25 protein-coding genes are annotated in these 24,672 nt (G+C 74.3%); 22 read left to right on the top strand and 3 right to left on the bottom strand.

The window, feature by feature from the left end:
- Positions 1 to 65 precede the first annotated feature (65 nt).
- A complete protein-coding gene (gene hisG, locus ACYVDA_RS16120) occupies positions 66 to 911 on the top strand; it encodes an ATP phosphoribosyltransferase (protein WP_460819615.1) in 846 nt (281 codons plus the stop codon).
- A complete protein-coding gene (locus ACYVDA_RS16115) occupies positions 895 to 1,383 on the top strand; it encodes a PH domain-containing protein (RefSeq protein ID WP_460819452.1) in 489 nt (162 codons plus the stop codon). The genes hisG and ACYVDA_RS16115 overlap by 17 nt, the downstream gene beginning before the upstream one ends.
- Positions 1,384 to 1,484: 101 nt before the next feature.
- Here ACYVDA_RS16115 and ACYVDA_RS16110 read toward each other — a convergent pair whose 3' ends face one another.
- Together ACYVDA_RS16110 and ACYVDA_RS16105 are read right to left on the bottom strand one after the other, a co-directional pair.
- Positions 1,485 to 2,057: a nucleoside/nucleotide kinase family protein gene (locus ACYVDA_RS16110; RefSeq protein WP_460819451.1), complete on the bottom strand. Its 573-nt coding sequence runs from the start codon at positions 2,055 to 2,057 to the stop codon at positions 1,485 to 1,487.
- Positions 2,058 to 2,588: a hypothetical protein gene (locus ACYVDA_RS16105; RefSeq protein WP_460819450.1), complete on the bottom strand. Its 531-nt coding sequence runs from the start codon at positions 2,586 to 2,588 to the stop codon at positions 2,058 to 2,060.
- Between the two features lie 91 nt (positions 2,589 to 2,679).
- On the opposite strand from ACYVDA_RS16105, the gene ACYVDA_RS16100 reads away from it, so the two are divergent.
- The 12 genes from ACYVDA_RS16100 to ACYVDA_RS16045 all read left to right on the top strand — a co-directional run bounded on the left by ACYVDA_RS16100 (position 2,680) and on the right by ACYVDA_RS16045 (position 15,044).
- Positions 2,680 to 3,186, top strand: coding sequence for an SseB family protein (locus tag ACYVDA_RS16100; RefSeq protein ID WP_460819449.1), 507 nt, complete (start codon positions 2,680 to 2,682; stop codon positions 3,184 to 3,186).
- Between the two features lie 235 nt (positions 3,187 to 3,421).
- Positions 3,422 to 4,222, top strand: a complete 801-nt coding sequence (gene infC, locus ACYVDA_RS16095) for a translation initiation factor IF-3 (protein WP_460819448.1) — start codon at positions 3,422 to 3,424, stop codon at positions 4,220 to 4,222.
- Positions 4,223 to 4,314: 92 nt separating this feature from the next.
- A complete protein-coding gene (gene rpmI / locus ACYVDA_RS16090) occupies positions 4,315 to 4,509 on the top strand; it encodes a 50S ribosomal protein L35 (RefSeq protein ID WP_460819447.1) in 195 nt (64 codons plus the stop codon).
- A 105-nt stretch (positions 4,510 to 4,614) separates the two neighbouring features.
- Entirely contained in the window at positions 4,615 to 4,998 is a 384-nt protein-coding gene (rplT, locus tag ACYVDA_RS16085) for a 50S ribosomal protein L20 (RefSeq protein ID WP_460819446.1), read from the top strand.
- Between the two features lie 138 nt (positions 4,999 to 5,136).
- Positions 5,137 to 5,952, top strand: coding sequence for a TrmH family RNA methyltransferase (locus ACYVDA_RS16080; protein WP_460819445.1), 816 nt, complete (start codon positions 5,137 to 5,139; stop codon positions 5,950 to 5,952).
- Positions 5,953 to 6,039: 87 nt separating this feature from the next.
- Positions 6,040 to 6,768, top strand: a complete 729-nt coding sequence (locus ACYVDA_RS16075; protein WP_460819444.1) for a response regulator transcription factor — start codon at positions 6,040 to 6,042, stop codon at positions 6,766 to 6,768.
- Positions 6,765 to 9,479: a DUF4153 domain-containing protein gene (locus ACYVDA_RS16070; protein ID WP_460819443.1), complete on the top strand. Its 2,715-nt coding sequence runs from the start codon at positions 6,765 to 6,767 to the stop codon at positions 9,477 to 9,479. The genes ACYVDA_RS16075 and ACYVDA_RS16070 overlap by 4 nt, the downstream gene beginning before the upstream one ends.
- A gap of 10 nt (positions 9,480 to 9,489) precedes the next feature.
- Complete coding sequence (locus tag ACYVDA_RS16065) at positions 9,490 to 10,530, top strand: sensor histidine kinase (RefSeq protein ID WP_460819442.1); 1,041 nt, start codon at positions 9,490 to 9,492, stop codon at positions 10,528 to 10,530.
- Between the two features lie 104 nt (positions 10,531 to 10,634).
- Positions 10,635 to 11,738, top strand: coding sequence for a phenylalanine--tRNA ligase subunit alpha (gene pheS / locus ACYVDA_RS16060; RefSeq protein ID WP_460819441.1), 1,104 nt, complete (start codon positions 10,635 to 10,637; stop codon positions 11,736 to 11,738).
- Positions 11,738 to 14,221: a phenylalanine--tRNA ligase subunit beta gene (gene pheT, locus ACYVDA_RS16055; RefSeq protein WP_460819440.1), complete on the top strand. Its 2,484-nt coding sequence runs from the start codon at positions 11,738 to 11,740 to the stop codon at positions 14,219 to 14,221. The genes pheS and pheT overlap by 1 nt, the downstream gene beginning before the upstream one ends.
- 36 nt (positions 14,222 to 14,257) lie before the next feature.
- The gene (locus ACYVDA_RS16050; protein ID WP_460819439.1) at positions 14,258 to 14,614 is read left to right on the top strand and encodes an antibiotic biosynthesis monooxygenase family protein; all 357 of its coding nucleotides are present in this window, start codon (positions 14,258 to 14,260) and stop codon (positions 14,612 to 14,614) included.
- Between the two features lie 4 nt (positions 14,615 to 14,618).
- Positions 14,619 to 15,044: a hypothetical protein gene (locus ACYVDA_RS16045; protein ID WP_460819438.1), complete on the top strand. Its 426-nt coding sequence runs from the start codon at positions 14,619 to 14,621 to the stop codon at positions 15,042 to 15,044.
- 22 nt (positions 15,045 to 15,066) lie between these two features.
- On the opposite strand, the gene ACYVDA_RS16040 is transcribed toward ACYVDA_RS16045, so the two are convergent.
- Positions 15,067 to 17,874, bottom strand: coding sequence for an FAD-binding and (Fe-S)-binding domain-containing protein (locus tag ACYVDA_RS16040; protein WP_460819437.1), 2,808 nt, complete (start codon positions 17,872 to 17,874; stop codon positions 15,067 to 15,069).
- 81 nt (positions 17,875 to 17,955) lie between these two features.
- Here ACYVDA_RS16040 and ACYVDA_RS16035 point away from each other — a divergent pair, with 81 nt between their 5' ends.
- From ACYVDA_RS16035 to ACYVDA_RS16000, 8 genes are all read left to right on the top strand, one after another.
- A complete protein-coding gene (locus ACYVDA_RS16035) occupies positions 17,956 to 18,276 on the top strand; it encodes a putative quinol monooxygenase (protein ID WP_460819436.1) in 321 nt (106 codons plus the stop codon).
- A 61-nt stretch (positions 18,277 to 18,337) separates the two neighbouring features.
- Positions 18,338 to 19,378 carry an N-acetyl-gamma-glutamyl-phosphate reductase gene (gene argC / locus ACYVDA_RS16030; protein ID WP_460819435.1) on the top strand — a complete coding sequence of 347 codons (1,041 nt, stop codon included), beginning with the start codon at positions 18,338 to 18,340 and terminating at the stop codon, positions 19,376 to 19,378.
- Positions 19,378 to 19,836: an ACT domain-containing protein gene (locus tag ACYVDA_RS16025; protein ID WP_460819434.1), complete on the top strand. Its 459-nt coding sequence runs from the start codon at positions 19,378 to 19,380 to the stop codon at positions 19,834 to 19,836. Before argC ends, ACYVDA_RS16025 begins: the two co-directional genes overlap by 1 nt.
- Positions 19,833 to 20,990 (top strand): bifunctional glutamate N-acetyltransferase/amino-acid acetyltransferase ArgJ, encoded by a 1,158-nt coding sequence (argJ, locus tag ACYVDA_RS16020; RefSeq protein ID WP_460819433.1) that lies wholly within the window; start codon positions 19,833 to 19,835, stop codon positions 20,988 to 20,990. Before ACYVDA_RS16025 ends, argJ begins: the two co-directional genes overlap by 4 nt.
- Before the next feature lie 84 nt (positions 20,991 to 21,074).
- Complete coding sequence (gene argB / locus ACYVDA_RS16015) at positions 21,075 to 21,953, top strand: acetylglutamate kinase (RefSeq protein ID WP_460819614.1); 879 nt, start codon at positions 21,075 to 21,077, stop codon at positions 21,951 to 21,953.
- Positions 21,950 to 23,143, top strand: coding sequence for an acetylornithine transaminase (locus tag ACYVDA_RS16010; protein WP_460819432.1), 1,194 nt, complete (start codon positions 21,950 to 21,952; stop codon positions 23,141 to 23,143). The genes argB and ACYVDA_RS16010 overlap by 4 nt, the downstream gene beginning before the upstream one ends.
- Entirely contained in the window at positions 23,140 to 24,078 is a 939-nt protein-coding gene (gene argF / locus ACYVDA_RS16005) for an ornithine carbamoyltransferase (protein WP_460819431.1), read from the top strand. The genes ACYVDA_RS16010 and argF overlap by 4 nt, the downstream gene beginning before the upstream one ends.
- Entirely contained in the window at positions 24,075 to 24,626 is a 552-nt protein-coding gene (locus ACYVDA_RS16000) for an arginine repressor (RefSeq protein ID WP_460819430.1), read from the top strand. Before argF ends, ACYVDA_RS16000 begins: the two co-directional genes overlap by 4 nt.
- Positions 24,627 to 24,672: the final 46 nt, after the last annotated feature.

Below are 24,672 nucleotides of genomic sequence, written 5' to 3'. Positions count from 1 at the left end.
TGAACACGGTCTCGACAGGCTTGACAGGCTCGACCGGCGCCACCACCTCGACCGAGGACCGGCCGCTGCTGCGGATCGCGATCCCCAACAAGGGGGCGCTGTCGCAGGCGGCCTCGGAGATGCTGCGCGAGGCCGGCTACCGCCAGCGCACCGACTCCAAGCAGCTCTCGGTGATCGACGCCGAGAACGGCGTGGAGTTCTTCTACCTGCGCCCGCGCGACATCGCGCTCTACGTCGGCGAGGGCACCCTCGACGTCGGGATCACCGGCCGCGACCTGCTGCTCGACTCGGGCTCCAAGGCCGAGGAGGTCCGCACGCTGGGCTTCGGCCGCTCGTCGTTCCGGTTCGCGGCCCGCCCCGGCACGCTGGGCTCCCTCGACGACCTGGCCGGCAAGCGGATCGCCACGTCGTACGTCGGGGTGGTGCGTCGCCACCTCTCCGAGCGCGGCGTCCAGGCCGACGTCGTGCGCCTCGACGGGGCCGTGGAGAGCAGCATCCAGCTCGGCGTCGCCGACGTGATCGCCGACGTCGTCGAGACCGGCAGCACCCTGCGCGCGGCCGGTCTGGAGATCCTCGGCGACGTCATCCTGGAGTCCGAGGCCGTCCTGATCGCCCGCGCCGGATCGGTGGAGCCGCACGGCTTCGAGATCTTCAAGCGGCGCCTCGACGGGGTCCTCGTGGCCCGCAGCTACGTGATGATGGACTACGACATGCCGCGCGAGCACATCGAGGCGGCGGTCGCGCTGACCCCCGGTCTCGAGGGCCCGACGCTGTCGCCGCTGCACCGCGAGGGCTGGGTCGCGGTGCGCGCGATGGTGCCCCGCGACGGCGCCCAGAAGCTGATGGACGACCTCTACGAGGTCGGCGCCCGCGCCATCCTGCTGACCGACATCCATGCCTGCCGGCTCTAGCCCGGCCGGCGGGGCCGCCCCCCGCGTCGAGCCCCCGGAGCTGCCGCACACGTGGCGCCCGTTCGGCGTACGGGTCGCGATCTGGGTCTTCGGCGGCCTGCTGGTCGTCCTGGTGGTGGCGGTCTGGATCCTGCTGCCCGGCGACGTGCGCCGCCAGTTCACGGTCTTCCAGCGCGCGACGCTGGTGCTGATGGGCCTGCTGCTGTTCCTGACCTACAACTCCTTGGTGCGCTCGAGGGTGACCGCGACCGCGGAGGGCTTGGTCGTGGTCAACGGCTACCGCCGCCGCAGCTTCGAGTGGTCGCAGGTGATCGCGGTCCACCTGCGCCGCGGCGCGCCCTGGGGCAGCCTCGACCTCTCCGACGGCACCTCGATCTCGCTGATCGGCGTCCAGGGCTCCGACGGCGACCGCGCCCGCCGCGCCGTGCGCGAGATCCGCGCCACCATCGCCGCCCGGACCCCCACGGTCTGACCCGGGAGGGGCCGCCCCGCACCTCGCCGAGAGGGGGATCCCCGCACGCTCCATCCCGCTGAGAGGGGGATGCCGGCACGCCCGGCCACGCCGAGAGGGGGTCAGGGGTCCAGGAGCGTGCCGTCGCGGCCGTCGACGAGCACGTCGGCGCGCGCCCGGGTGTCCTCGCGGGCGAACAGCGTGGCCTCGGCGGCCGCCCACCGCTCCCAGTGCGGGGCGAAGGCGTCGCCGTCGCGCTCGAGGCCGCGCCGCATCCGCAGGTCGTGGGGCGCCTGCACCCAGACCAGCAGCGTCCTGAGGTCGGCGTACGCCGCGGCACCGGACCCGACCCCCTCCAGGACCAGGAGCGGACCCGGCCGCACCGGCACCGTCTCGGCCCAGCCACCGGCGACCCAGTCCCAGCGCACGTAGGAGCCAGGCCGGTCACCGGCCAGCGGCCGCAGCAGGTCCTCGAAACGGCCGGCCAGGCCTGGTAGCCCCTGCCAGCCCGCGAGCAGGTCGTCGACGTGCACGACCCGCGCCCCGGGCACCAGGTCCGCGACCGCCGCGGCCAGGGTGGTCTTGCCGGCCCCGGCGGGCCCGTCGACGCAGAGCAGCCGGCCCGACCCGAGCGTGGGGCTGCGGGTCAGCAGCCGGTCGAGGACCGGTCCCGCGGCCGGGTGGTCCCGCGGCACTCAGATGCCGTGCTTGCGCAGGATGGCCTCGATGTCGTCCATCCCCTCGACGTCGCCCAGCCCGTCGTCCTTGCGACCGCCGGTGCGGCCGCCGCGCTTCGGTGACGTCGGCTCCGTGGCGCGGCGCCCGGTCGCGGGGGCCCCGCCCGCGGCGCCGACCGACCGCTCGCCCCGGCCCCCCACGGCCCGTACGCCGATCCCGCGGGCCAGCATCCGGCCCGAGACCCACCACAGCACCACCGAGACGCCGGCCACGACGACCCCAGCCCACACGGTGGGGGAGAAGGCGAGGCGGCTCGCCCAGGTGGCGACGTCCTCGACCACGGCCACGACCAGGCGCAGGGTCCCGGTCAGCCAGGCGGCGACCGGCACGAGCGTCCAGGCCAGCGCCCGCGTCGCCGAGGCCGGACCCCGGCGGCGCCAGGCCAGCACGGTGACGGCGGCCCCGATCAGGGTCAGCACCAGCGCGAGCGCGGTCCACGTCGTGGAGTCCAGGGTGACGTCGACGGCGAGGGCAGCGGGTCCGGCCATGGACCCAGCCTAGGCCGGGACCGGGTGGGCGGCACGAGCCCGACGCCACCGAGGAAGGGGCCGCGCCGCTGGCTCTGGGAGGATGACGCTCGTGCGCTCCCTCCCCGACCCCGGTTTCGCCGGCGACGACGGCTCGGCCCCGGACGGGGTCGCGGCCGCCCTCGCGGCGTACGACGAGGACCCCGACCTCCTCCACCTCGCGACCCTGGCGGTCCTCCAGGAGGCGCGGGTGCTCGTGCCGGTCGTGGCCGTCCTGGGCGAGGTGGAGGTCGACGAGCAGGGCCTGGCCCACGACAAGACCAGCGACATGGCCGCGGTGCTGCTGCGCGGACGCGACGGCCGCACGGCGCTCCTGGGGTTCACCTCGAGCGCGACGCTCCAGGGCTGGGACCCCGCGGCGAGACCGGTCCCGGTGTCGCTGGCCGACGCCGCGCGCGCGGCCCGCCAGGACGACGCCGCGGCGATGGTCCTCGACGTCGCCGGGCCGGTCCGGTTCGTGGTGGAGTCCGAGGACCTGCAGCGCCTGGCCGAGGGCCTGCGCCTGCGCGAGGTGCGGGAGCGGGGCGAGCGGGCCTGGGCCTGGGTGCGCCCGGTGTGAGGCCCGCCGGGATCCGTTCCGGGGCTCCGCGCGGGCCCGCCGTACGCCGATGTGCAATCCCGCACCCGGACCGGTAGTCTGGTCCGCGACCGATGCCGACGTCCCACATGGACGACGGCATCACACAAGCGGAGGCCTCCTCCCACCCGCACCGACCGCCGGCTCGCACCACCATCTCCACCCCTGAGCCACAGGTCGTCGGGTCCCGGTCACGGAACAGCCCGACCCTGGTGTCGTGCTACCCGTCTCCAGAGGCCTTCGTGCGTGTCGCACGGAGGCCGTCGTCGTTCCCGGGGCAGAAAGTGTCCCGAGTCGGTGTCCCTCCCGGGTCGACCATCTGATCTATCCAGGAGGACCCATCAGCACCGAGCTGCGCATCAACGACCGGATCCGGGTACCCGAGGTCCGTCTCGTTGGACCCAACGGCGAGACCGTCGGCATCGTCTCCACCGGCGACGCCCTGCGACTGGCCCAGGAGGCCGACCTCGACCTGGTCGAGATCGCGCCCATGGGCAAGCCGCCCGTCTGCAAGCTCATGGACTACGGCAAGTTCAAGTACGAGAACGCCCAGAAGGCCCGTGAAGCCCGCCGGAACCAGACGAACACGGTCATCAAGGAGATGAAGCTCCGGCCGAAGATCGACGCCCACGACTACGAGACCAAGAAGGGTCACGTCGTGCGGTTCCTGCGGTCCGGGGACAAGGTCAAGATCACCATCATGTTCCGCGGTCGCGAGCAGCACCGCCCCGAGCTGGGCTACCGGCTGCTGCAGCGCCTGGCCGAGGACGTGACCGACCTGGGGTTCATCGAGTCCAACCCCAAGCAGGACGGTCGCAACATGACCATGGTGATCGGGCCGCACAAGAAGAAGTCCGAGGCCAAGGCCGAGGTCAAGGCCGAGAAGGTCGAGAAGGCCGCGATCCGCGAGGCCGAGCGCGCCGAGGAGCACGCCGAGCGCAGCGCGGGCCGCGCCGCCCCGGGCCCCAAGAAGGAGCGCGGTCGCTCGGAGAACCTCGACCCCGAGATCGAGGCCTGACCCACCGCACGGCGCCCGCCCCGGGAGCCGTCACCGACGTTCGTCGCCGCCCCGCCGGGTGGCGACGCGGCAACGAGAAGTAAGGAACTGACATGCCGAAGAACAAGACGCACTCCGGTGCCTCCAAGCGCTTCCGCGTCACTGGCACGGGCAAGATCCGTCGCCAGAAGGCCGGGATGCGGCACAACCTGGAGAAGAAGTCCTCGAAGGTGACCCGTCGCCTGTCGGGCACGACGGAGCTGGCCAAGTCCGACGTGAGCCGCGCCAAGAAGCTGCTCGGTCTCTGAGAACCCCGGGACCGACGGGTCCCACCCGGACGGCCGGCGCACCGGTCACGTCCTCTCCACGACGCCCTGACGGGCACATCTCGAACTAGCACCAAGGAGCATCACATGGCACGCGTCAAGCGGGCAGTCAACGCCCACAAGAAGCGCCGGGTCGTCCTCGAGCGCGCCTCCGGCTACCGGGGTCAGCGCTCGCGCCTGTACCGCAAGGCCAAGGAGCAGGTCACCCACTCGCTGGTCTACAGCTACAACGACCGCAAGAAGAAGAAGGGCGACTTCCGCAAGCTCTGGATCCAGCGCATCAACGCGGCGGCGCGTGCCGAGGGCATGACCTACAACCGCTTCATCCAGGGCCTGAACCTGGCCGGTGTCGAGGTCGACCGCAAGATCCTGGCCGACCTCGCCGTCAACGACGCCCCCGCGTTCAGCGCGCTGGTCGCCGCCGCGAAGGCCGCCCTGCCGGCCGACGTGAACGCTCCCGCCTCCGCCTGAGCGTCCCGCGCACCTCCGGGTGACGCGCCTGGGGGCCGGTTTCCCAGGTGATGAACCCGTCCTGCCTCTTCACACACGATGCGTCGTGTGTGAAGAGGCAGTTTGCATTCATCACCTGGGAAACCGGATGCTCCTCCCATGACCACCGATCTGCTCACCGTCCGCAGTGGGCGGATCAAGGAGGCGCGCAAGCTGCAGCGTCGTCGTGACCGCACCGAGCGTCGCCAGTTCCTGGCCGAGGGCGCCAAGGCGCTGACCGAGGCGCTGCCGACGCCCGGGGGCGTCGTCGAGGTGTTCGCCACCGACGCCGTCAGCCGCGAGCACTCCGCGCTGCGCCGCGCCGTCCTCGACGCCGGCATCCCGTGGTCGGTGACCGAGGAGGCGGCCGTCGAGGCGCTCTCCGGCTCGGTCACCCCCCAGGGCCTCGTCGCCGTGTGCCGCCCGGTCGACCGGCCCCTGGAGGTCGTGCTGAAGCAGGCCCTGCCCGGGGTGCTGGTGATCTGCGCCGACGTGCGCGACCCCGGCAACGCCGGCACCGTGATCCGCACCGCCGACGCGGCCGGAGCCTCCGCCGTCGTGCTGGCCGGCAGCAGCGTGGACCCCTACAACGACAAGACCGTCCGCGCGACCGTCGGCAGCCTGTGGCACCAGCCCCTGGCGCTGGGCGGCGACCCGGGCGAGGTCGTGCTGACCGCCCAGGACGCCGGGTTCACCGTGCTGGCCGCCGACGGCGCCGGCGAGGTCGACCTGTTCGAGGCGGAGTCGTCGGGCCTGCTGGAGGGACCGGTCGCGTGGCTGTTCGGCAACGAGGCCTGGGGCCTGCCCGAGGAGCTGGCCTCCCTGGCCGACCACCGGGTCGCCATCCCCATCCTGGGCCGGGCCGAGAGCCTCAACCTCTCCACGGCCGCCGCGGTGTGCCTGTACGCCGGGGCGCGCGCCCGCCGCAGCCGGTAGGACCGCGGTACCCCCTCGGGCCGACCTGCACACAACCTTCACGTCGCGCTCACACCTCCTGACCCGACCGGCTCCTAGAGTCCGGGCATGGGTCCGAGGGGGAGCACGCCGGCAGGCGCCGGGGCGACGACGGTCCTCGTCGTGGAGGACGAGCCGCTGATCAACCAGGCCGTCGGTGACCGTCTGCGCGCCGAGGGCCACCGCGTGGTCTCGGCGTACGACGGGCCCGGTGCGGTCGCCGCGCACGCGGAGCACCGCCCGGACCTCGTCGTGCTCGACGTGATGCTGCCCGGCTTCGACGGACTCGAGGTCTGCCGTCGGATCCAGGCGGTGCGGCCGGTGCCGGTGCTGATGCTCACCGCCCGCGACGACGAGTCCGACGTCCTGGTGGGTCTGGGCGTGGGGGCCGACGACTACCTGACCAAGCCGTTCCGGATGCGGGAGCTCGTGGCCCGGGTGTCGGCGCTGCTGCGGCGGGTGCAGCGGGCCGCGGAGCTGGCCGGGCAGGACGCCGGCCCGGCCGCGCGCACCCTCGCGGTCGGCACGCTGCGGCTCGACGCCGGGGAGCGGCGCACCTGGATCGGTGACGCCGAGGTGCACCTGACCCCCACCGAGTTCGACCTGGCCCGCACCCTGGCACGCGAGCCGGGGCAGGTGCTGAGCCGCGAGCGCCTGCTGGCCGAGGTCTGGGGCTGGGAGGGCGGTGCCGGCGCCACCCGCACCGTCGACTCCCACGTGAAGTCGCTGCGCGCCAAGATCGGTGCCGACCGCCTGCGCACGGTGCACGGCGTCGGCTACGCGCTGGAGGTCCGGTGACCGGCGGACCAGGGGCGCTCGGAGGCCCCGGGGGGCCGGCCGGGACGCTGCGCGAGCCCCTGCGCCGGGTGACCTCGATCAAGGTCAAGCTCGGCCTGCTGGTCGTCGCCGCCGTCGTGGTCGCCGCGGTGCTCGCGACCCTGGGGGCCGGCACCGTGCCGGCGTGGCTGAGCATCCCGGTGATCGTGCTGCTCGCGCTGGGGGTGACCCAGCTGCTCGCCGTCGGGATGACCTCGCCGCTGCGCCAGATGACCGAGGCCGTGCGGCGGATGGCCTCGGGCGACTACGCCGTCCGGGTCGAGACCGGCTCCACCGACGAGGTGGGGGAGCTGGCCCGGGCGTTCAACGTGATGGCGGCCGACCTGGGAGGCGTGGACCGGCAGCGCCGCGACCTGGTGGCCAGCGTCTCCCACGAGCTGCGCACGCCGCTGACGGCCCTGGTGGCCGTGCTCGAGAACCTCGCCGACGGCGTGACGGCCCCCGACCCGCGCACGGTGCGCACGGCCCTGGGACAGGCCGAGCGCCTCAGCGACCTGGTCACCGACCTCCTGGACCTCTCCCGCGTCGACGCGGGCGTGGTCGCGCTGGAGCGGCGGGTGCTCCCCGTCCGGGACCTCGTCGACCGGACCGTGGCCGAGGCGGGCCCCACCGCCGCGGCGCGTCGGATCACCGTCGAGGTCGAGGTGCGGCCCGCCGACCTCACGACGTACGTCGATCCGCGGCGGCTGCACCAGCTGCTGGCCAACCTGCTCGACAACGCCGTGCGCCACGGCCCCACCGGCTCGACCGTCCGGGTGCTGGCCCACCCGGACCCCGCCGGTGGCACCCGCCTGGAGGTCGTCGACGACGGACCGGGGATCGCGCCGGTGGACCGCGAGCGGGTCTTCGAGCGGTTCGGCCGGCTGCCCCACGCGGGCGAGGGCAGCACCGGAGCCACGGGCGGCACCGGGCTCGGCCTGGCCATCGCCCGCTGGGTGACCGACCTGCACGGCGGCCGGATCGTGCTCGTCGACCCGGCGCCGGGGGCGAACGGCGCCCGGTTCGTCGTCGAGCTCCCGGCGGCCCCCGGGCCCGCGCCCCTCCCGGCCGCGAGCGACGCGGCACCACCCGCCGTCCCGGCCCAGCCCCGGACCCCCCAGGACCACCACGACCCTCACGAGAGGACCACCCCGATGCCGACGACCTCCACCGGGCCGACCGGCCCGACCGCGCCGCCCACCGGCCCGCAGGGACCCGGGCGCACGCTGCCGCCCCCGTCGCTGGTCGACGACGCGTTCGGCAGCCTGTGGCGGGAGGCCGGCGTGCCGGCCCGCCGCGGCGTCGTCCTGTGCGCCGTGGGCATCGGGATCCTGGCCGGCGCCGTCCTGCCGTACGCCGCCCCGGGCCTGGGACTGACCCTGGTCCTCCTGGCCTCCGGCGCACTGGTGCTGACCGTCAGCCGGCACCGCCGCGAGCCGTTCACCTGGGCCTGCGCGGTGCTCTGCGCCGGGTTCGCCCTGGTGGTGACCCTGCGCGACGCCCAGTGGGTGGCGGTCCTCGGGCTGCTGGTCGGCGCCCTGCTCACCACCACGGCCCTCGTGAGCGGTCGCTCCGCGCTCGGCATGTTCCTCGGCGCGCTGGCCTGGCCCTTCGCCGGGCTGCGGGGGTTGCCGTGGCTGGGCCGCAGCCTGCGCGCCTTCGGGGCGGGGTCCGGCGCCGCCGCCGTGGTGCGCACGGTGCTGCTCTCCCTGGTCGCCGTGCTGGTCTTCGGGCTGCTGTTCGCCACCGGGGACGCGATCGTCGGCCACTGGGTCAGCCTGCTGCTGCCCCACCCGGGCGGCTCGTTCCTGCTGCGCGTGTTCACCGCGGTGGCGGTCGGCGGCGTCGTGCTCGCCGCGGCGTACCTCGCCCTGAACCCGCCGCTCGTCAGCAACGGCGTCACCCCGCGGCGCCCGGCCCGGCACCGCTTCGAGTGGCTGGCGCCCGTGCTGCTCGTGGACGCGGTCCTCGTGCTGTTCCTGGCCGCGCAGGCCGCCGCGTTCCTCGGTGGCCACGACTACGTGCGCAGGGCGACGGGCCTGACGTACGCCGACTACGTGCACCAGGGCTTCGCACAACTGACGACGGCGACCGCACTGACCCTGCTGGTCGTGTGGGCCGCCTCCCGCCGGGCCGGGGAGACCGACGCCGACCGTCGGTGGCTCAGGGGCTCGCTCGGGGTGCTGTGCGTGCTGACGCTCGTCGTGGTGGCCTCGGCCCTGCGACGGCTCGGCCTCTACCAGGACGCCTACGGGTTCACCCGCCTGCGGCTGCTGGCCGACCTGTTCGAGGGCTGGCTCGGCCTGGTCGTGGTCGCGGTGCTCGTCGCGGGGATCCGGCTGCGGGGCGCGTGGCTGCCCCGGGTCGCGCTGCTCACCGGGGCGGCGCTGCTCCTGGGCCTGGCGCTGGCCAACCCCGACGCCTGGATCGCGCGGCACAACCTGGCGCGCTTCGAGGCGACCGGGAAGGTCGACGCCGACTACCTGGCCGGTCTCAGCGCCGACGCCCTGCCCACGATCCTGGCCCACCCGCTGCCGCTGGGGGAGCGCTGCCTGCTGGGCGACCTCGGGCCCGGTGTCGGCCCCGGCGCCGGGGCCGACTCGTGGGCCGCGTGGAACCTCGGCCGGTCCCGGGCCCGGGCCGCGGTCGAGCGGCAGGCGTCGCTGGCCGCCATGCCCGCGGGCTGCCCCTAGTCTGGGGCGCGTGAGCGACCACGAGACCTCCGACGACGTCGTCGACCGCCTGCCCGACGGGGTGGTCGTGGCCGACGCCGACGGGGTCGTCACGGTGGTCAACACCATGGCCCGCACGCTCCTGGGTGAGGGCGTCCGCACGGGGCGCCACCTCGGCGAGGTGATGGCGCTCCAGGACCAGAACGGGTGCGAGTGGTTCGCCACCAACACGCCGTACGCCGGACTGGCCAGCCGCGTCGCCCTCACCGAGCAGTCGTGGTTCACCACCGACGGCACCGAGGTCCTCGTCACCGGGCGGATCAACCGGACCCGACGGTTCGGGCCGGTGTCCAGCGTCGCCCTGGTGATCCGCTCCGGGCGCGGCCGGGCCCGGCTGGACCGCGACCGCTCCGACCTGGTCGCCACCGTCGCCCACGAGCTACGCTCCCCTCTGACCGGGGTCAAGGGCTTCGTCTCGACCCTGCTGAGCAAGTGGGACCGGCTCAACGACGAGCAGAAGAAGCTGATGCTCACCACCGTCCACGCCGACGCCGAGCGGCTGTCGCGGCTGATCACCGAGCTGCTCGACGTCGCCCGCATCGACACCGGTCGGCTGCCGCTCTACCCCCGCGAGGTCGACACGGTCACGCTGGTCGAGCGCTGCGTGGAGCTGGCCCGCGCCGGCACCCACCGCCCCATCCGCACGACGTACGCCGAGGGGGTGCCGCACGTCTTCGCCGACCCCGACAAGCTCACCCAGGTCGTCACGAACCTGGTCGACAACGCCGTGCGCCACGGCGAGGGCCGGGTCGAGGTCGTGGTCGAGCCGGTCGCCGACCCCTGGGACGGCGCCCGGATCCGGGTCGACGACGAGGGCGAGGGCATCGACGAGACCCTGCGCGCCCGGGTCTTCACCAAGTTCTGGAAGCACGGCATCCGCGGCGGCACGGGGCTGGGGATGTACATCGTCCACGGCCTGGTCAAGGTGCACGGCGGGGAGATCACGATCGGGTCGTCGGCCTCGGGAGGGGCCCGGCTGGAGGTCGTGTGGCCCAGCACCGACCGTCGCTGACCCTCGCGGCCGGAACCGGTTCGCCCCACGGGCGCGCGGGTTCCTAGACTGGCCCGCGGTGCCGGGCCGACCTGGTCTCGCGCCGTCGTCGACGGAAGGCAGCCATGTCGGGCCCCAACACCGAGTACGACCCGGTCCAGGTGACCCCGCTCGACGAGGAGCACGTCGCCGCCGTCCGCGACGAGGCCCTGGCCGCGATCGCCGGCGCCACCGACCTGGCCGCGCTCAAGCAGGTGCGCACCGACCACGCCGGTGACCGCTCCCCGCTGGCGCTGGCCAACCGCGAGATCGGCGCGCTGCCCCCGCAGGCCCGCAAGGACGCGGGTCGTCGCGTCGGCCAGGCCCGCGGCGCGGTCAACCAGGCCTTCGCCCGGCGCCAGGCCGAGCTCGAGGTCGAGGCCGAGGAGCGGATGCTGGTCGAGGAGACCGTCGACGTCACGCTGCCGTGGGACCGCACCCCGCGCGGCTCGCGGCACCCGATCACCACCTTGTCCGAGCGCATCGCCGACGTGTTCGTGGCGATGGGCTGGGAGGTCGCCGAGGGTCCGCTGGTCGAGGCGGAGTGGCTGAACTTCGACGCCCTCAACCTGGGCGCCGACCACCCCGCACGGACGATGCAGGACACCTTCTGGACCGAGCCGGCCGAGCACCACCTCGTGCTGCGCACCCACACCAGCCCCGTCCAGGCCCGCACGATGCTGACCCGCGAGCCCCCGATCTACGTCGTCTGCCCGGGCCGGGTCTTCCGCACCGACGAGTACGACGCCACCCACAGCCCGGTCTTCCACCAGGTCGAGGGCCTGGTCATCGACGAGGGCATCACGATGGCGCACCTGCGGGGCTCGCTGGACCACCTGCTGTCCTCGCTGTTCGGGGAGGGGATCCGCACGCGGTTCCGCCCGTCGTACTTCCCCTTCACCGAGCCCTCGGCCGAGATGGACATGGTCTGCTTCGTCTGCCGCGGCCTCGCCCCGGCCGTGGAGTCCTGCCGCACCTGCCGCGGCGAGGGCTGGATCGAGCTCGGCGGCTGCGGCGTCGTGAACCCCCGCGTCCTGACCGCCTGCGGCGTCGACAGCGAGCGCTACACCGGCTTCGCGTTCGGCTTCGGCATCGACCGGATGCTGATGTTCCGCCACGGCATCGAGGACCTGCGCGACGTCTTCGAGGGCGACGTCCGCTTCACCACTGCGTTCGGTACGGAGATCTGATGAAGGCCCCCCTGTCCTGGATCCGCGAGCTCGCCGACCTCCCGGCGGACCTGACCGCCGAGGAGCTGGCCCGCCCGCTCACCGCGCTCGGCCTCAAGCTGGAGGCGATCGAGCACGCCGGCGGCGACATCACCGGCCCGCTGGTGGTGGGCAGCGTGCTCACCATGGAGCCCGAGCCGCAGAAGAACGGCAAGACCATCAACTGGTGCTCCGTCGACGTGGGGGACGCCAACGGCACCGGCGAGCCCCAGGGCATCGTCTGCGGCGCGCACAACTTCACCGTCGGCGACCTGGTCGTGGTGGTGCTGCCCGGCGCCGTGCTGCCCGGGAACTTCGAGATCGCCGCGCGCAAGACCTACGGCCACGTCTCGGCCGGGATGATCTGCTCCACCCGCGAGCTGGGTCTGGGTGACGAGCACGACGGCATCCTGGTGCTCCCCGCCGACGCGGGCGAGCCCGGCGACGACGCCTTCGCCGTGCTGGGCCTCGACGAGCAGGTGATCGAGTTCGAGATCAACCCCGACCGCGCCTACGCGATGTCGCTGCGCGGCGTGGCCCGGGAGTCGGCGACGGCGTACGGCGTGGCCTTCCACGACCCGGCCGCGCTCGCCTCCCCGCCGGCCGACCAGGACGGCTACCCGGTGGAGGTCGAGGACCCGACCGGGTGCCCGGTCTTCGTGGCCCGCACCGTGGCGGGCTTCGACCCGACCGCGCCGACGCCGGACTGGATGGTGCGCCGCCTGGCCCAGGTCGGGCAGCGCTCGATCAGCCTGGCCGTCGACGTCACCAACTACGTGATGTTCGAGCTCGGCCGCCCGATCCACGGCTACGACGCCGACAAGCTGTCGGGCACCGTGCGCGTGCGCCGGGCCCGCGAGGGCGAGCGGCTGACCACCCTCGACGGCCAGGACCGGGCGCTGTCGACCGAGGACCTGGTCGTCACCGACGACTCCGGGATCATCGGCCTCGGCGGCGTCATGGGCGGTCGGACCACCGAGATGTCCGAGACCACCACCCGCGTGCTCGTGGAGTCGGCCCACTGGGACGCCACGTCGATGTTCCGCACCGGCCGCCGGCACCGGCTCACCTCCGAGGCCGGCAAGCGCAACGAGCGCGGCGTCGACCCCGAGATCTGCGAGGCCGCCGCCCAGCGCGTGGCCGAGCTGCTCGCCGAGCACGGCGGCGGCACCATCGAGCCCGGTGTCACCGTCGTCGGCGCCGCCCCCGCGCGACGCACCGTCGACATGGCCGTCGACCTGCCCGCGCGGGTGACCGGCCTGTCGATCGCCTCGGAGACCACCGTGCGCCACCTCGAGGCGGTCGGCTGCGCCGTCGAGCTGCGCGCCGACGACCTCACCGCGACGGTCCCCGGCTGGCGCCCTGACCTGTCCGACCCCTACGACCTCGTCGAGGAGGTCGCCCGGATCGTCGGCTACGACCAGGTCCCCTCGGTGCTGCCGCCGGCCCCGGCCGGGCGCGGGCTGACCCGCGAGCAGCGCCTGCGCCGCCGGATCGGCCGCTTCGTCGCCGGTGCTGGCTTCGCCGAGGTGATCGGCTTCCCGTTCGTCGGGGACGCCGACCTCGACGCGCTCGGGCTCCCCGCGGACGACGCGCTGCGGCGTACGGTCCGGCTGGCCAACCCGCTCTCGACCGAGCGGCCGTCGTACACCACCACGCTGCTGCCGGGCCTGCTGCGCACCGCCGCCCGCAACCTGAGCCGCGGCGCCGCGGGGGCCTCGGTCTTCGAGACCGGCACCGTCGCGCTGCCGCCGGCCCACGACGTGGCGGCGCCCATCCTCGGCGTCGACCGCCGACCCACCGACGCCGAGCTCGCAGAGCTGTTCGCCGCGGTGCCCGACCAGCCGTTGCACCTGGCCGTGGTCGTCGCCGGCGAGCGCGAGCGCGCCGGCTGGTGGGGCGCGGGCCGGGGCGCCTCGTGGGCCGACGCCGTGGGCCTGGCCCGCGACCTCGGGGCCGAGCTGGGTGCCGTGGTCGACGTGACCGCCGCCCAGCGGGCGCCGTGGCACCCCGGTCGCTGCGGCGAGCTGCGGGTCGCCGGGGTGCTCCTGGGGCACGCGGGCGAGCTGCACCCCGCGGTGTGCCGGGCCTTCGGCCTGCCCGAGCGCACGGCCGCCCTCGAGATCGACCTCGAGGTGCTGATGGCCCACGCCCAGGAGCCGACGGGACCCGCGCTCTCGCCGTTCCCGGTGGCCAAGGAGGACGTGGCGCTGGTCGTCGACGCCGACCTGCCGGCCGCCGAGGTGGCCGCGACGCTGCGCGAGGGCGCGGGACCGTTGTGCGAGTCGGTGCGGCTCTTCGACGTCTACACCGGGTCGCAGGTGCCCGCGGGACGCAAGTCCCTCGCCTTCGCGCTGCGCTTCCGCAGCCCGGACCGCACGCTCACCGAGAAGGACACCTCGGCCGCCCGCGAGGCCGCGGTCGCCCTGGCTGTCCAGCGCCACGGGGCCGAGCAGCGCGCCTGAGCACGACCCCGGCGCCGGACCGGTAGCGTCGCCGCCGTGTACGTCTCCGTCTCCCGGCTGCAGGTCCCCGTCGAGCAGTGCGACGAGGTGATCGACGCGTTCCGTGACCGCGCCGGGCTCGTCGACGCCTTCCCGGGGTTCCACGACCTGGAGGTCTGGCGCTCGGACAAGGTGCGCGAGCCGGCGCGGGACGCGGGGGCCGAGAACGCCGGGGTGCCCACGCAGGAGGTGTGGATGGTCTCGCGCTGGGAGACCCGCGAGCACTTCACGGCGTACATGCGCTCCGCGGAGCACCGGGTCTCCCACGACCGCATCGACCCTGGGCTGCACCGCGCGATCCACCTGGAGCGGCTGGAGCAGCTGCACGGCACCTACGACGTCGTCGCCCGGTGAGCCGGTGAGCCCCGACCGGCGCACCGCGCCCCCGCCCACCGGCCTGAACCCGCCGACCACCGCACCCGGGCCCGACGGCACCACGCTGGACCTGGTGCTGCTGGCCGAGCAGGTGTGCACGCTCTACTACACGGAGTACGCCGACGAGGACGAGCGCTACGGCGAGGCCGGGCGCGCGTGGTGCCGCCACGACAACCAGCACCTGCTGAGCTGGGCTGCGGAGTCCGTGGAGGGCTTCGTGGACCTGCACCGCGAGGTGACCTGGCTCGCCGGCGTGTTGGAGGCGCGGGAGTTCCCGGTGGACCGGCTGGCGCGCAACCTGGAGCTCGGCGCGGAGGTCGTGCGGCTCCGGGTCCCGCAGGGCGAGGACCTGGCCGGCGCCCTGGTCGGGGCGGCCCGCATGGTCCGGGAGCGCGGCACCTTCTTGTGACGCGCGTCCGCGACGCACGGCGCTAGCGGGTCGCCTCCTCCAGGACCTCGAGCACGTGCCGGTACGCCGCCCCGGTCGCGCGTGTCATCCCGATCTCGCAGGTCCGGTTCCCCGAGACGTACGCCGTCCCGGCCGGCAGCGCCATGGCCGCGATCTCGGCCGACTCGGGGGCCGTGGCCGACGCGGTCAGCTCGGGGTGCAGCAGCCCGCGGTCGCCGGCGAAGGCGCAGCAGCCCCACGCGTCGGGCACCCGCACGTCCGCGGAGACGAAGCGGGCGATCGCCGCGAGGTCGTCGGTGACCCCGAGCGCGGTCGAGGAGCAGGTCGGGTGGACCACGACCGCGGGCACCGGCGTGCGCAGCGTCAGCCGGGGCAGCACGTGCCGGACCACGAACGAGGTGGCGTCCAGGACCGGCGACCCCAGGTCCGCCAGCACCTCGGTCAGCCCCTCGGTGCAGGAGGAGGCGTCCACGACCACCGGGAGCCGACCCCCGTCGGTCGCGACCTCCAGCGCGGAGCGCACCGTCGCGGCCATCCGGTCGAACCCCGCGCGGTGGCCCTTGGACCGCCACGGCGTGCCGCAGCACAGCGCGCCGACGTCCTCGGGCGTGCGCAGCCGCACCCCGGCCCGGTCGCAGAGGTGCCGCAGTGCCTCCTCGGCCCCGCCGCCGAACATGGTGCCCACGCAGGCGGGGAAGTGCACGGCGTCGGGGGCCTCGTCGCGCCGCACCTGACGTGCGGGACCCCCGGTGCCGAGCCGGGGGTCGTAGAGCGGCACCTGCTCGGCGCCGGCGACCCGCCGACCCGCGCGCGAGAGCGCCACGGGGACGCTCTCCGGCAGGTGGGCGGCGGTGCCCAGCGCCGCCGAGGCCGCCCGGGTGGCGACGTCCCAGTGCCCGGCCGCGACCTCCCACGCCTTCCCGGTCGCCCGTGAGGTCGAGGAGGCGCGCAGCCGCTTGACCAGGTCGCCGGTGTTGATCAGGACCGGGCACGCGGTGGCACACATCCCGTCGGCGGCGCAGGTCTCGACGCCGTCGTAGGTGTAGTCCGCCTCCAACGAGGTCACCAGCGCGTCGTCCCCGGCCGCGCGGGCCGCCGCGATCTCGCGTCGGAGCACGATCCGCTGGCGCGGGGTCAGGGTCAGGGTGCGGGAGGGGCAGACCGGCTCGCAGAAGCCGCACTCCACGCAGCGGTCGACCTCCTCCTCCACGGGCGGGGCGGTCTTGAGGTCGCGCAGCCACAGGCCGGGGTCGTCGGTGAGCACCGAGCCGGGGTTGAGCACACCGTGCGGGTCGGCCAGCGCCTTGAGCTCGCGCATCACGGCCGTGAGCTCCGCGCCGTACTGCCTCTCGACGAACGGCGCCATGATCCGGCCGGTGCCGTGCTCGGCCTTGAGCGTCCCGCCGAGGTCGAGCACCAGGTCGATCATGTCGGTGGTGAAGTCCTCGTAGCGGCGCAGCAGCGCGGCGTCGTCGAAGCGCTCGTTGAGCAGGAAGTGCAGGTTGCCGTCGCGGGCGTGGCCGAAGACGACGGGGGCCTCGTAGGCGTGGGTCGTGAACAACCCGGTCAGCCCGCGGCACATCTCGGCCAGCCGGTCGACCGGCACGGCGACGTCCTCGAGCAGCGCGCTGGTGCCGCTGGGCCGGGCGCTGGCGACCGCGCTGTACAGGCCCTTGCGGGTGCGCCACAGCGACGCTCGCTCGGCGGCGACCGAGGTGAGGTCGGCGGGGGAGTCCAGCGGGAGCCGGTCGAGCGCCGGCCCGGCGGCGGCCTGCAGGTCGGCCAGCTCGGACGTGGACCCCGCCTGGAGCTCGACCAGCAGCGCCGCGTGGTCCCGCACGCCGAGCCGGCGGATCTGCTCGGGGCACCCGGGATCGGCCTGGGCCACCCGCAGGGACTCCGCGTCCAGCAGCTCGGCCGTGGCCACGCCGGTCGCCAGCACGTCGGGCACCCAGGTCGCCGCGGTGGCGAGGTCTTGGAAGACCAGCAGCCCGGTGGCGGCGTGGGGGAGCACCTCGACGGTCCGGAACACCGCCGAGGCCACGAAGCCCAGGGTGCCCTCGCTGCCGACCATCAGCCGCGCCAGCACCTGGGCCGGCTCGTCGTGGTCCAGGAAGCTGTTCAGGCCGTAGCCCATCGTGTTCTTCAGGGCGAAGAGCCGCTCGAGCGTCGCCACCGAGGCCGGGTCCGAGCGCACCCGCCTCCGCAGGGCGAGCAGCCCGGCGTGCAGCACGGGCTCGCGCTCGGCGAGGAGCCGGTCGGCCCCCGGGTCGCCGGTGTCGACGACCGTGCCGCTGGGCAGCACGAGCACCATCGACTCCACGGTGCGGTAGCTGTTCAGCTCGGTGCCGCACTGCATCCCCGAGGAGTTGTTGGCCACCACGCCGCCGACCGTGCAGGCGACCTCGCTGGCGGGGTCGGGTCCCAGGCGGCGGCCGTGGCGCGCGAGCCGGGTGTTCACCGCCCGGATCGTCGCGCCGGGCTGCACCCGGACGCGGGCGCCGTCGTCGAGCACCTCGATGCCGGTGAAGCCGGTGCGGGTGTCGACCAGGACCGAGTCGCTCAGCGCCTGGCCCGAGAGCGAGGTGCCGCCGCTGCGGAAGGTCAGCGGCACCCCGAGCCGGGTGCAGGCCCGCATCACCTCGGCCACGTCGGCGGTGTCGCGCGCGGTGACGACGGCGCGCGGGTGCAGCAGGTAGTGCGAGGCGTCGTGGGCCTGCGCCCGCAGGTCCAGCGGGCGGTCGGACACCGCGGCCCCGTCGGCCAGCGACGTCCGCAGGGACTGCGTCAACGAGGGGGCCAGCTGACCTGTCGCGCTCGGGGTGACCATGCCCACACCCTAGGGCGGGGCCCTCTGGCACGATCGGCCCCGAACGACGACCGAACCCTCACCGCACCTAGGGAGCGCCCCATGATCTTCATCTGCGTCAAGTGGAAGCTCAAGCCCGAGCACGCCGACCGCTGGCCCGAGCTGAGCAAGGACTTCACCGAGGCCACGCGGGCCGAGGAGGGCAACCTGTTCTTCCAGTGGTCGCGCAGCGTCGACGACCCCACCGAGTACGTCCTGATCGAGGCCTTCCGCGACGACGCCGCCGAGGCCCACGTCACCAGCGACCACTTCAAGGCCGCCCAGCGCGACCTGCCGCAGTACGTCGCCGCGACCCCGCTGGTGCGCAACGTGCTCATGGAGGGCGACCACTGGGACGAGCTGGGGGAGTTCCGGATCGACTGACCCCACCGGCGCACCGGCGGCCGAGTCGCGCAAACATGCAGGACTCTGTATGGTCATGCACATGACTGTTCGCGTCGCCGTCGCCGGTGCCAGTGGGTACGCCGGGGGAGAGGTGCTCCGCCTCCTCCTGGGCCACCCCGAGGTCGAGATCGGCGCCCTGACGGCCGGCTCCAACGCCGGGGGGCTGCTCGGCCCCCTCCAGCCGCACCTGGTGCCCCTGGCCGACCGGGTGCTGGGGGAGACCAGCGTCGAGGTCCTCGCGGGCCACGACGTGGTGTTCCTGGCCCTGCCGCACGGCCAGTCCGGCGCCGTGGCCGCCGAGCTCGGCGACGACGTGGTCGTGATCGACTGCGGCGCCGACTTCCGGCTCACCGACCCGGCCGACTGGGAGCGGTTCTACGGCTCCGAGCACGCCGGCTCCTGGCCCTACGGCCTGCCCGAGCTGCCCGGCCAGCGCGAGCTGCTCACCGGTGCCCGCCGGGTCGCCGTGCCCGGCTGCTACCCGACCGTCTCGACGCTGGCCCTGGCCCCGGCCGTGGCCGCCGGGCTGGTCCGGGTCGAGGACCTCGTCGTGGTCGCCGCGTCCGGCACCAGCGGCGCGGGCAAGGCACCCAAGACCAACCTGCTGGGCAGCGAGGTGATGGGCTCCGCCTCGGCGTACGCCGTGGGAGGGACGCACCGCCACACCCCCGAGATCGTCCAGAACCTGAGCGGGCTCCTCCCCGAGGGGACCGGCGGGGTGCGGGTCAGCTTCACCCCCGTGCTCGTCCCGATGCCCCGCGGCATCCTGGCCACGGCCAGCGCGCCGGTGCTCGAGGGCGTCACGAGCGACGACGTGCGCGCGGCGTACGAGAAGGCGTACGCCGACGAGCCGTTCGTCCACCTGCTCCCCGAGGGGCAGTGGCCGGCGACCAAGTCGGTCACCGGCTCCAACAGCGTGCACCTGCAGGTCGCGCTGGACACCGACGCCGGCCGGCTCGTGGCCGTCGGCGCGGTCGACAACCTCACCAAGGGAACCGGAGGCGCCGCCGTGCAGTGCATGAACCTCGCGCTCGGCCTGGCCGAGCAGACCGGGCTCTCCACCGTCGGGCTGGCCCCGTGATGGCCGAGCGCACGGGCCGCACCTGGAGCCTGGAGCAGTTCCCCGAGAAGCTCGCCGTCGTGCGGCTCCCCGCCGGCGCCGACGTGCCCGGCTGGGTGGAGTCCTCCTCGCTGTTCTCGATCACCGCCACCGCCCGGGAGACCAGCCTGGTCTGCGCGCGGCGCTCGGTGCCCCGCAAGATCACCCAGCTCGGCCCGTTCTTCGCCTTCGCCGTCCAGGGCACGCTCGACCCGTCCCTGACCGGGGTGCTGGTCGAGCTGCTGACGCCGCTGGCCGAGGCCGAGATCCCGGTCTTCACGATCTCCACCTACGACACCGACTGGGTCCTGGTCCACGTCGACGACGCCGAGCGCGCCGGGGAGGCCTGGCGACGACAGGGGCACACCGTCGCCCCCGCCGTCCCCGTCACCCCGGCCCCGTCGCGGCCGTCGAAGCCCCAGGAGAAGAAGAAGTCATGAGCGTCACCCACCCGCAGGGGTTCACCGCCTCCGGTGTCCCCGCCGGCCTGAAGTCCACCGGTGCCAAGGACGTGGCCCTGGTGGTCAACACCGGCCCCACCCACGACTCCGCCACGGTGTTCACCGCCAACCGCTGCAAGGCCAACCCGGTGCTGTGGAGCCAGCAGGTCGTCCAGGACGGCGTCGTGCGCGCGGTCGTGCTGAACTCCGGCGGCGCCAACTGCTACACCGGCGCCGAGGGCTTCCAGACCACCCACGCCGTGGCCGAGCAGGTCGCCACCGGGCTCGGCATCGGCGCGATCGACGTGGTGGTGTGCTCCACCGGCCTGATCGGCCTGACCAACCCGCGGCAGAACCTGCTCGACGGGGTCGACGCCTGCGTGGCCGCCCTGGACGCCGACGGCGGCACCGCGGCGGCCGAGGCGATCATGACCACCGACTCGGTCAGCAAGCAGGTCGTGGTCGAGGGCCCCGGCGGCGCCTGGTCGATCGGCGGGATGGCCAAGGGTGCGGGCATGCTCGCGCCGCAGCTGGCCACCATGCTGGTCGTGCTGACCACCGACGCGGTCGTGCCGGCCGCCGACCTCGACACCGCCCTGCGCGCCGCCACCCGGGTGACCTTCGACCGGCTCGACTCCGACGGGTGCATGTCCACCAACGACACCGTCACCCTGATGGCCAGCGGCGCGAGCGGCGTCACCCCCGGGCTCGACGACTTCACGCAGGCGCTCACCCAGGCCTGCGCCGACCTCGCCGCCCAGCTGCTGGCCGACGCCGAGGGCGCCGACCACGAGATCGCGATCACGGTCCTGCACGCCGCCAGCGAGGCCGACGCCGTCGAGGCCGCCCGCAGCGTGGCGCGGTCCAACCTGTTCAAGGCCGCCGTCTTCGGCAAGGACCCCAACTGGGGTCGCGTCCTGGCCAGCCTGGGCACCACGCAGGCGGCCTTCGACCCGGCCGACCTCGACGTGGCCATGAACGGCGTCTGGGTCTGCCGCGCCTCCACCCCGGCCGAGGACCCCAGCGGCGTGGACCTCTCCGAGCGGGAGGTCACCGTCACGATCGACCTCAAGGCCGGCACCGAGCGCGCCACCGTCTGGACCAACGACCTCACGCACGCCTACGTGCACGAGAACAGCGCCTACTCCTCCTGAGAGGACCCGGAGACAACCGTGAGCGTGAACAAGAAGCCGTCCTCGACGGCTGCCCGCACCCTGGCCGCCGCGCTGCCGTGGCTGATGCAGTACCACGGCCAGGTCGTGGTGGTGAAGTACGGCGGCAACGCCATGATCGACGACGAGCTCAAGCGCGCCTTCGCCGAGGACATCGCCTTCCTGCGGTACGCCGGCTTCAAGCCGGTCGTCGTGCACGGCGGCGGCCCGCAGATCTCGCGGATGCTGGACAAGCTCGGCATCGAGTCGGAGTTCAAGGGTGGCCTGCGCGTGACCACCCCCGAGGCCATGGACGTCGTCCGGATGGTGCTGGTCGGCCAGGTGCAGCGCGAGCTGGTCGGGCTGATCAACCAGCACGGCCACATCGCCGTCGGCCTCTCCGGTGAGGACGCCGGGTTGTTCACCGCCGAGGCCACCAACACCGTCGTCGACGGCGAGGAGGTCGACCTCGGGCTGGTCGGCGAGGTCTCCAAGGTGCGCCCCGAGGCGGTCCTGGACCTGGTCGAGGCCGGCCGGATCCCGGTCATCTCCAGCGTCGCCCCCGACGAGCACGGCGTCGTCCACAACGTCAACGCCGACACCGCCGCCGCCGCGCTGGCGATCGCCCTGGGGGCCGAGAAGCTGCTCGTGCTCACCGACGTCGAGGGCCTGTACGCCGACTGGCCGGACAGCGACGACGTCATCCAGGAGATCAGCCCGGAGGGCCTCGCCGAGATGATCCCCTCGCTCGACGCCGGCATGGTGCCCAAGATGCGGGCCTGCCACGACGCCGTCCTCGGCGGGGTGCCGCGCGCCACCGTGGTCGACGGCCGCGGCCCGCACGCGGTCCTGGTCGAGCTGTTCACCGCCGAGGGCGTGGGCACCCAGGTGCTGCCCGGGGTGGAGACCAAGCTGCGCAAGGCCTACGACCCCGTGGACCCCGTGGACGGAGAGGAGGACCAGTGAGCGACCACGACCAGGCCGCCTACCTGGAGCGCTACTCACACGCCCTGATGAACACCTTCGGGCCGCCCAAGCTGGTGCTGGTCCGCGGTGAGGGCGCCCACGTCTGGGACGCCGACGGGAACGAGTACGTCGACCTCCTCGGTGGCATCGCCGTCAACACTCTCGGCCACGCCCACCCGGCCCTCGTGCAGGCGCTCGAGCAGCAGGTGCGCACGCTGGGTCACGTCTCCAACTTCTTCACCACCCCGCTCCAGGTCGAGCTGGCCGAGCGCCTGGTGTCCCTGCTGGTGCCCGCGGGCGTCGAGGCCAGGGTGTTCTTCTCCAACTCCGGCGCCGAGGCCAACGAGGCCGCGCTCAAGCTCACCCGGCTCACCGGGCGCACCCACGTCGTGGCCATGGAGGACTCCTTCCACGGCCGCACCATGGGCGCCCTGGCGCTGACCTCGAAGGAGGCCTACCGGGCTCCCTTCGAGCCGTTGCCCGGCCACAGCACCTGGGTCCCGTTCGGTGACGCCGAGGCGCTCGCCGCCGCGGTCACCGACGAGACCGCCGCCGTCGTGGTCGAGCCGCTGCAGGGCGAGGCCGGCGTCAACGTGGCCTCGGCCGAGTTCCTGCGGGCCGCCCGCGCCACCACCGAGGAGCACGGCGCCCTGCTGTGGTTCGACGAGGTGCAGAGCGGCATGGGCCGCACCGGCCACTGGCTGGCCAGCCACCCCTCGGGCGTGGTGCCGGACCTGGTCACCCTGGCCAAGGGCCTGGGCGGAGGCGTCCCGATCGGGGCGACCCTGGGCCTGGGCCGCGCGGCCACGATGTTCGCCCCCGGCAACCACGGCACCACCTTCGGCGGCAACCCGCTCTCGTGCGCCGCGGCGCTCGCGGTGCTGGAGACCATCGAGACCGAGGGCCTGCTCGCCCGCGCCACCGAGCTCGGCGACCGGATCCGGGCCGGCCTGGCGCGGGACACTCGCGTCACCGAGGTGCGGGGGAGCGGCGTCCTCGTCGGCCTCTCGCTGTGCCAGGACAAGGCCCCCGACGTGGTGGCGGCCGCCCAGGACGCGGGCTGGATCGTCAATGCCACCAGCCCCTCGCGGGTCCGGCTGGCCCCGCCGCTGGTGCTCACCGACGCCGACGCCGACGCGTTCGTGGCCGCCTGGCCCGGGCTGCTCGACGCCGCGGGGGTGGTCGCGTGAGCACGTCCGCCGCCCGCCACTTCCTGCGCGACGACGACCTCTCGCCCGCCGAGCAGTCGGCGCTGCTGGACCACGCCGCGGCGCTGAAGGCCGCGCCGTTCTCAGCCCGGCCGCTCGAGGGTCCGCGCACCGTCGCGGTGCTCTTCGACAAGCCGACCCTGCGGACCCAGGCCTCCTTCGCCTCGGGGATCGCCGAGCTGGGTGGCTTCCCGATGATCGTCGACGGGGCCCTGGCCCAGATCGGCGTACGCGAGTCCATCGCCGACGTGGCCCGCGTGCTCGGCCGCCAGGCCAGCGCGATCGTGTGGCGCACCCACGACCAGTCCCGTCTCGACGAGATGGCCGCGCGGTCCGGCGTACCGGTCGTGAACGCGTTGACCGACCAGTTCCACCCCTGCCAGGCACTCGCCGACCTGCTCACGATCCGTGAGCACCGCGGTGCCCTGCCCGGCCTGACGCTGGCCTTCGTCGGCGACGCCGGCTGCAACATGGGGCGCAGCCTCCTGCTGGCCGGGGCGACCGCCGGCATGCACGTGCGGGTCAGCGGGCCGGCCGGCTACGAGCCCGACGCCGACGTGGTGGCGCGCGCCGGCGAGATCGCGGGGGTCACCGGCGGCTCCGCGACGGTGGTCGCCGACCCCGCCGAGGCCGTGCGGGGCGCCGACGTCGTGGTCACCGACACCTGGATCTCGATGGGCAAGGAGGCCGAGGCCGCCGAGCGCGCCGAGGTCTTCGGCCCCTGGCGCCTGGACGACGCGCTGCTCGCGCACGCCGACCCCGCGGCGATCGTGCTGCACTGCCTGCCGGCCTACCGCGGCAAGGAGATCACCGCCGAGGTCCTCGAGGGACCCCGCAGCGTGGTCTGGGACGAGGCCGAGAACCGCCGCCACGTCCAGAAGGCCGTGCTGTGCTGGCTGCTGGGGGAGGACGCGTGAGCGAGGCTCCCCGCCCGGTCGGGTCCGGCCACTCCGGGCACGCCGTCATCCCGCACACCAAGGCCGCGCGCCAGCAGCTGATCGTCGACCAGCTCGGCTCGCGCGAGGTCCGCTCGCAGTCCGAGCTGGCCGAGCTGCTGGCCGACAACGGGCTGGTCGTCACCCAGGCCACGCTGAGCCGCGACCTCGTCGACCTCGACGCCGTCAAGGTCCGGGCGGCCTCCGGCGCGCTGGTGTACGCCGTGCCGGCCGAGGGCGGCGACCGCACCCCGTCCCTGCCGCGCGAGACCGCCGCCAGCGAGACCCGGCTGGCCCGGCTGCTGGAGGAGCTGCTGGTCTCGGCCGAGGCCAGCGCCAACCTGGTCGTGCTGCGCACCCCGCCCGGGGCGGCCAACTTCCTGGCCAGCGCCCTGGACAAGGCCGACCTCGGCGACGTGCTCGGCACCATCGCCGGCGACGACACGGTCATGGTGATCTCGCGCGACCCGGCCGGCGGTGAGGACGTCGTACGACGACTCGTGGGCCTGGCCGGCCGCATCGGCGGCTGACCGGCCCGCCCCCACCCCCTCGCAGCACGCACACACCCCCGAACGT

Source organism: Nocardioides korecus (genome assembly GCF_054778395.1).
The sequence above is the reverse complement of the archived record's forward strand: the minus strand, read 5'-3'. Positions and strand labels throughout refer to the sequence as shown.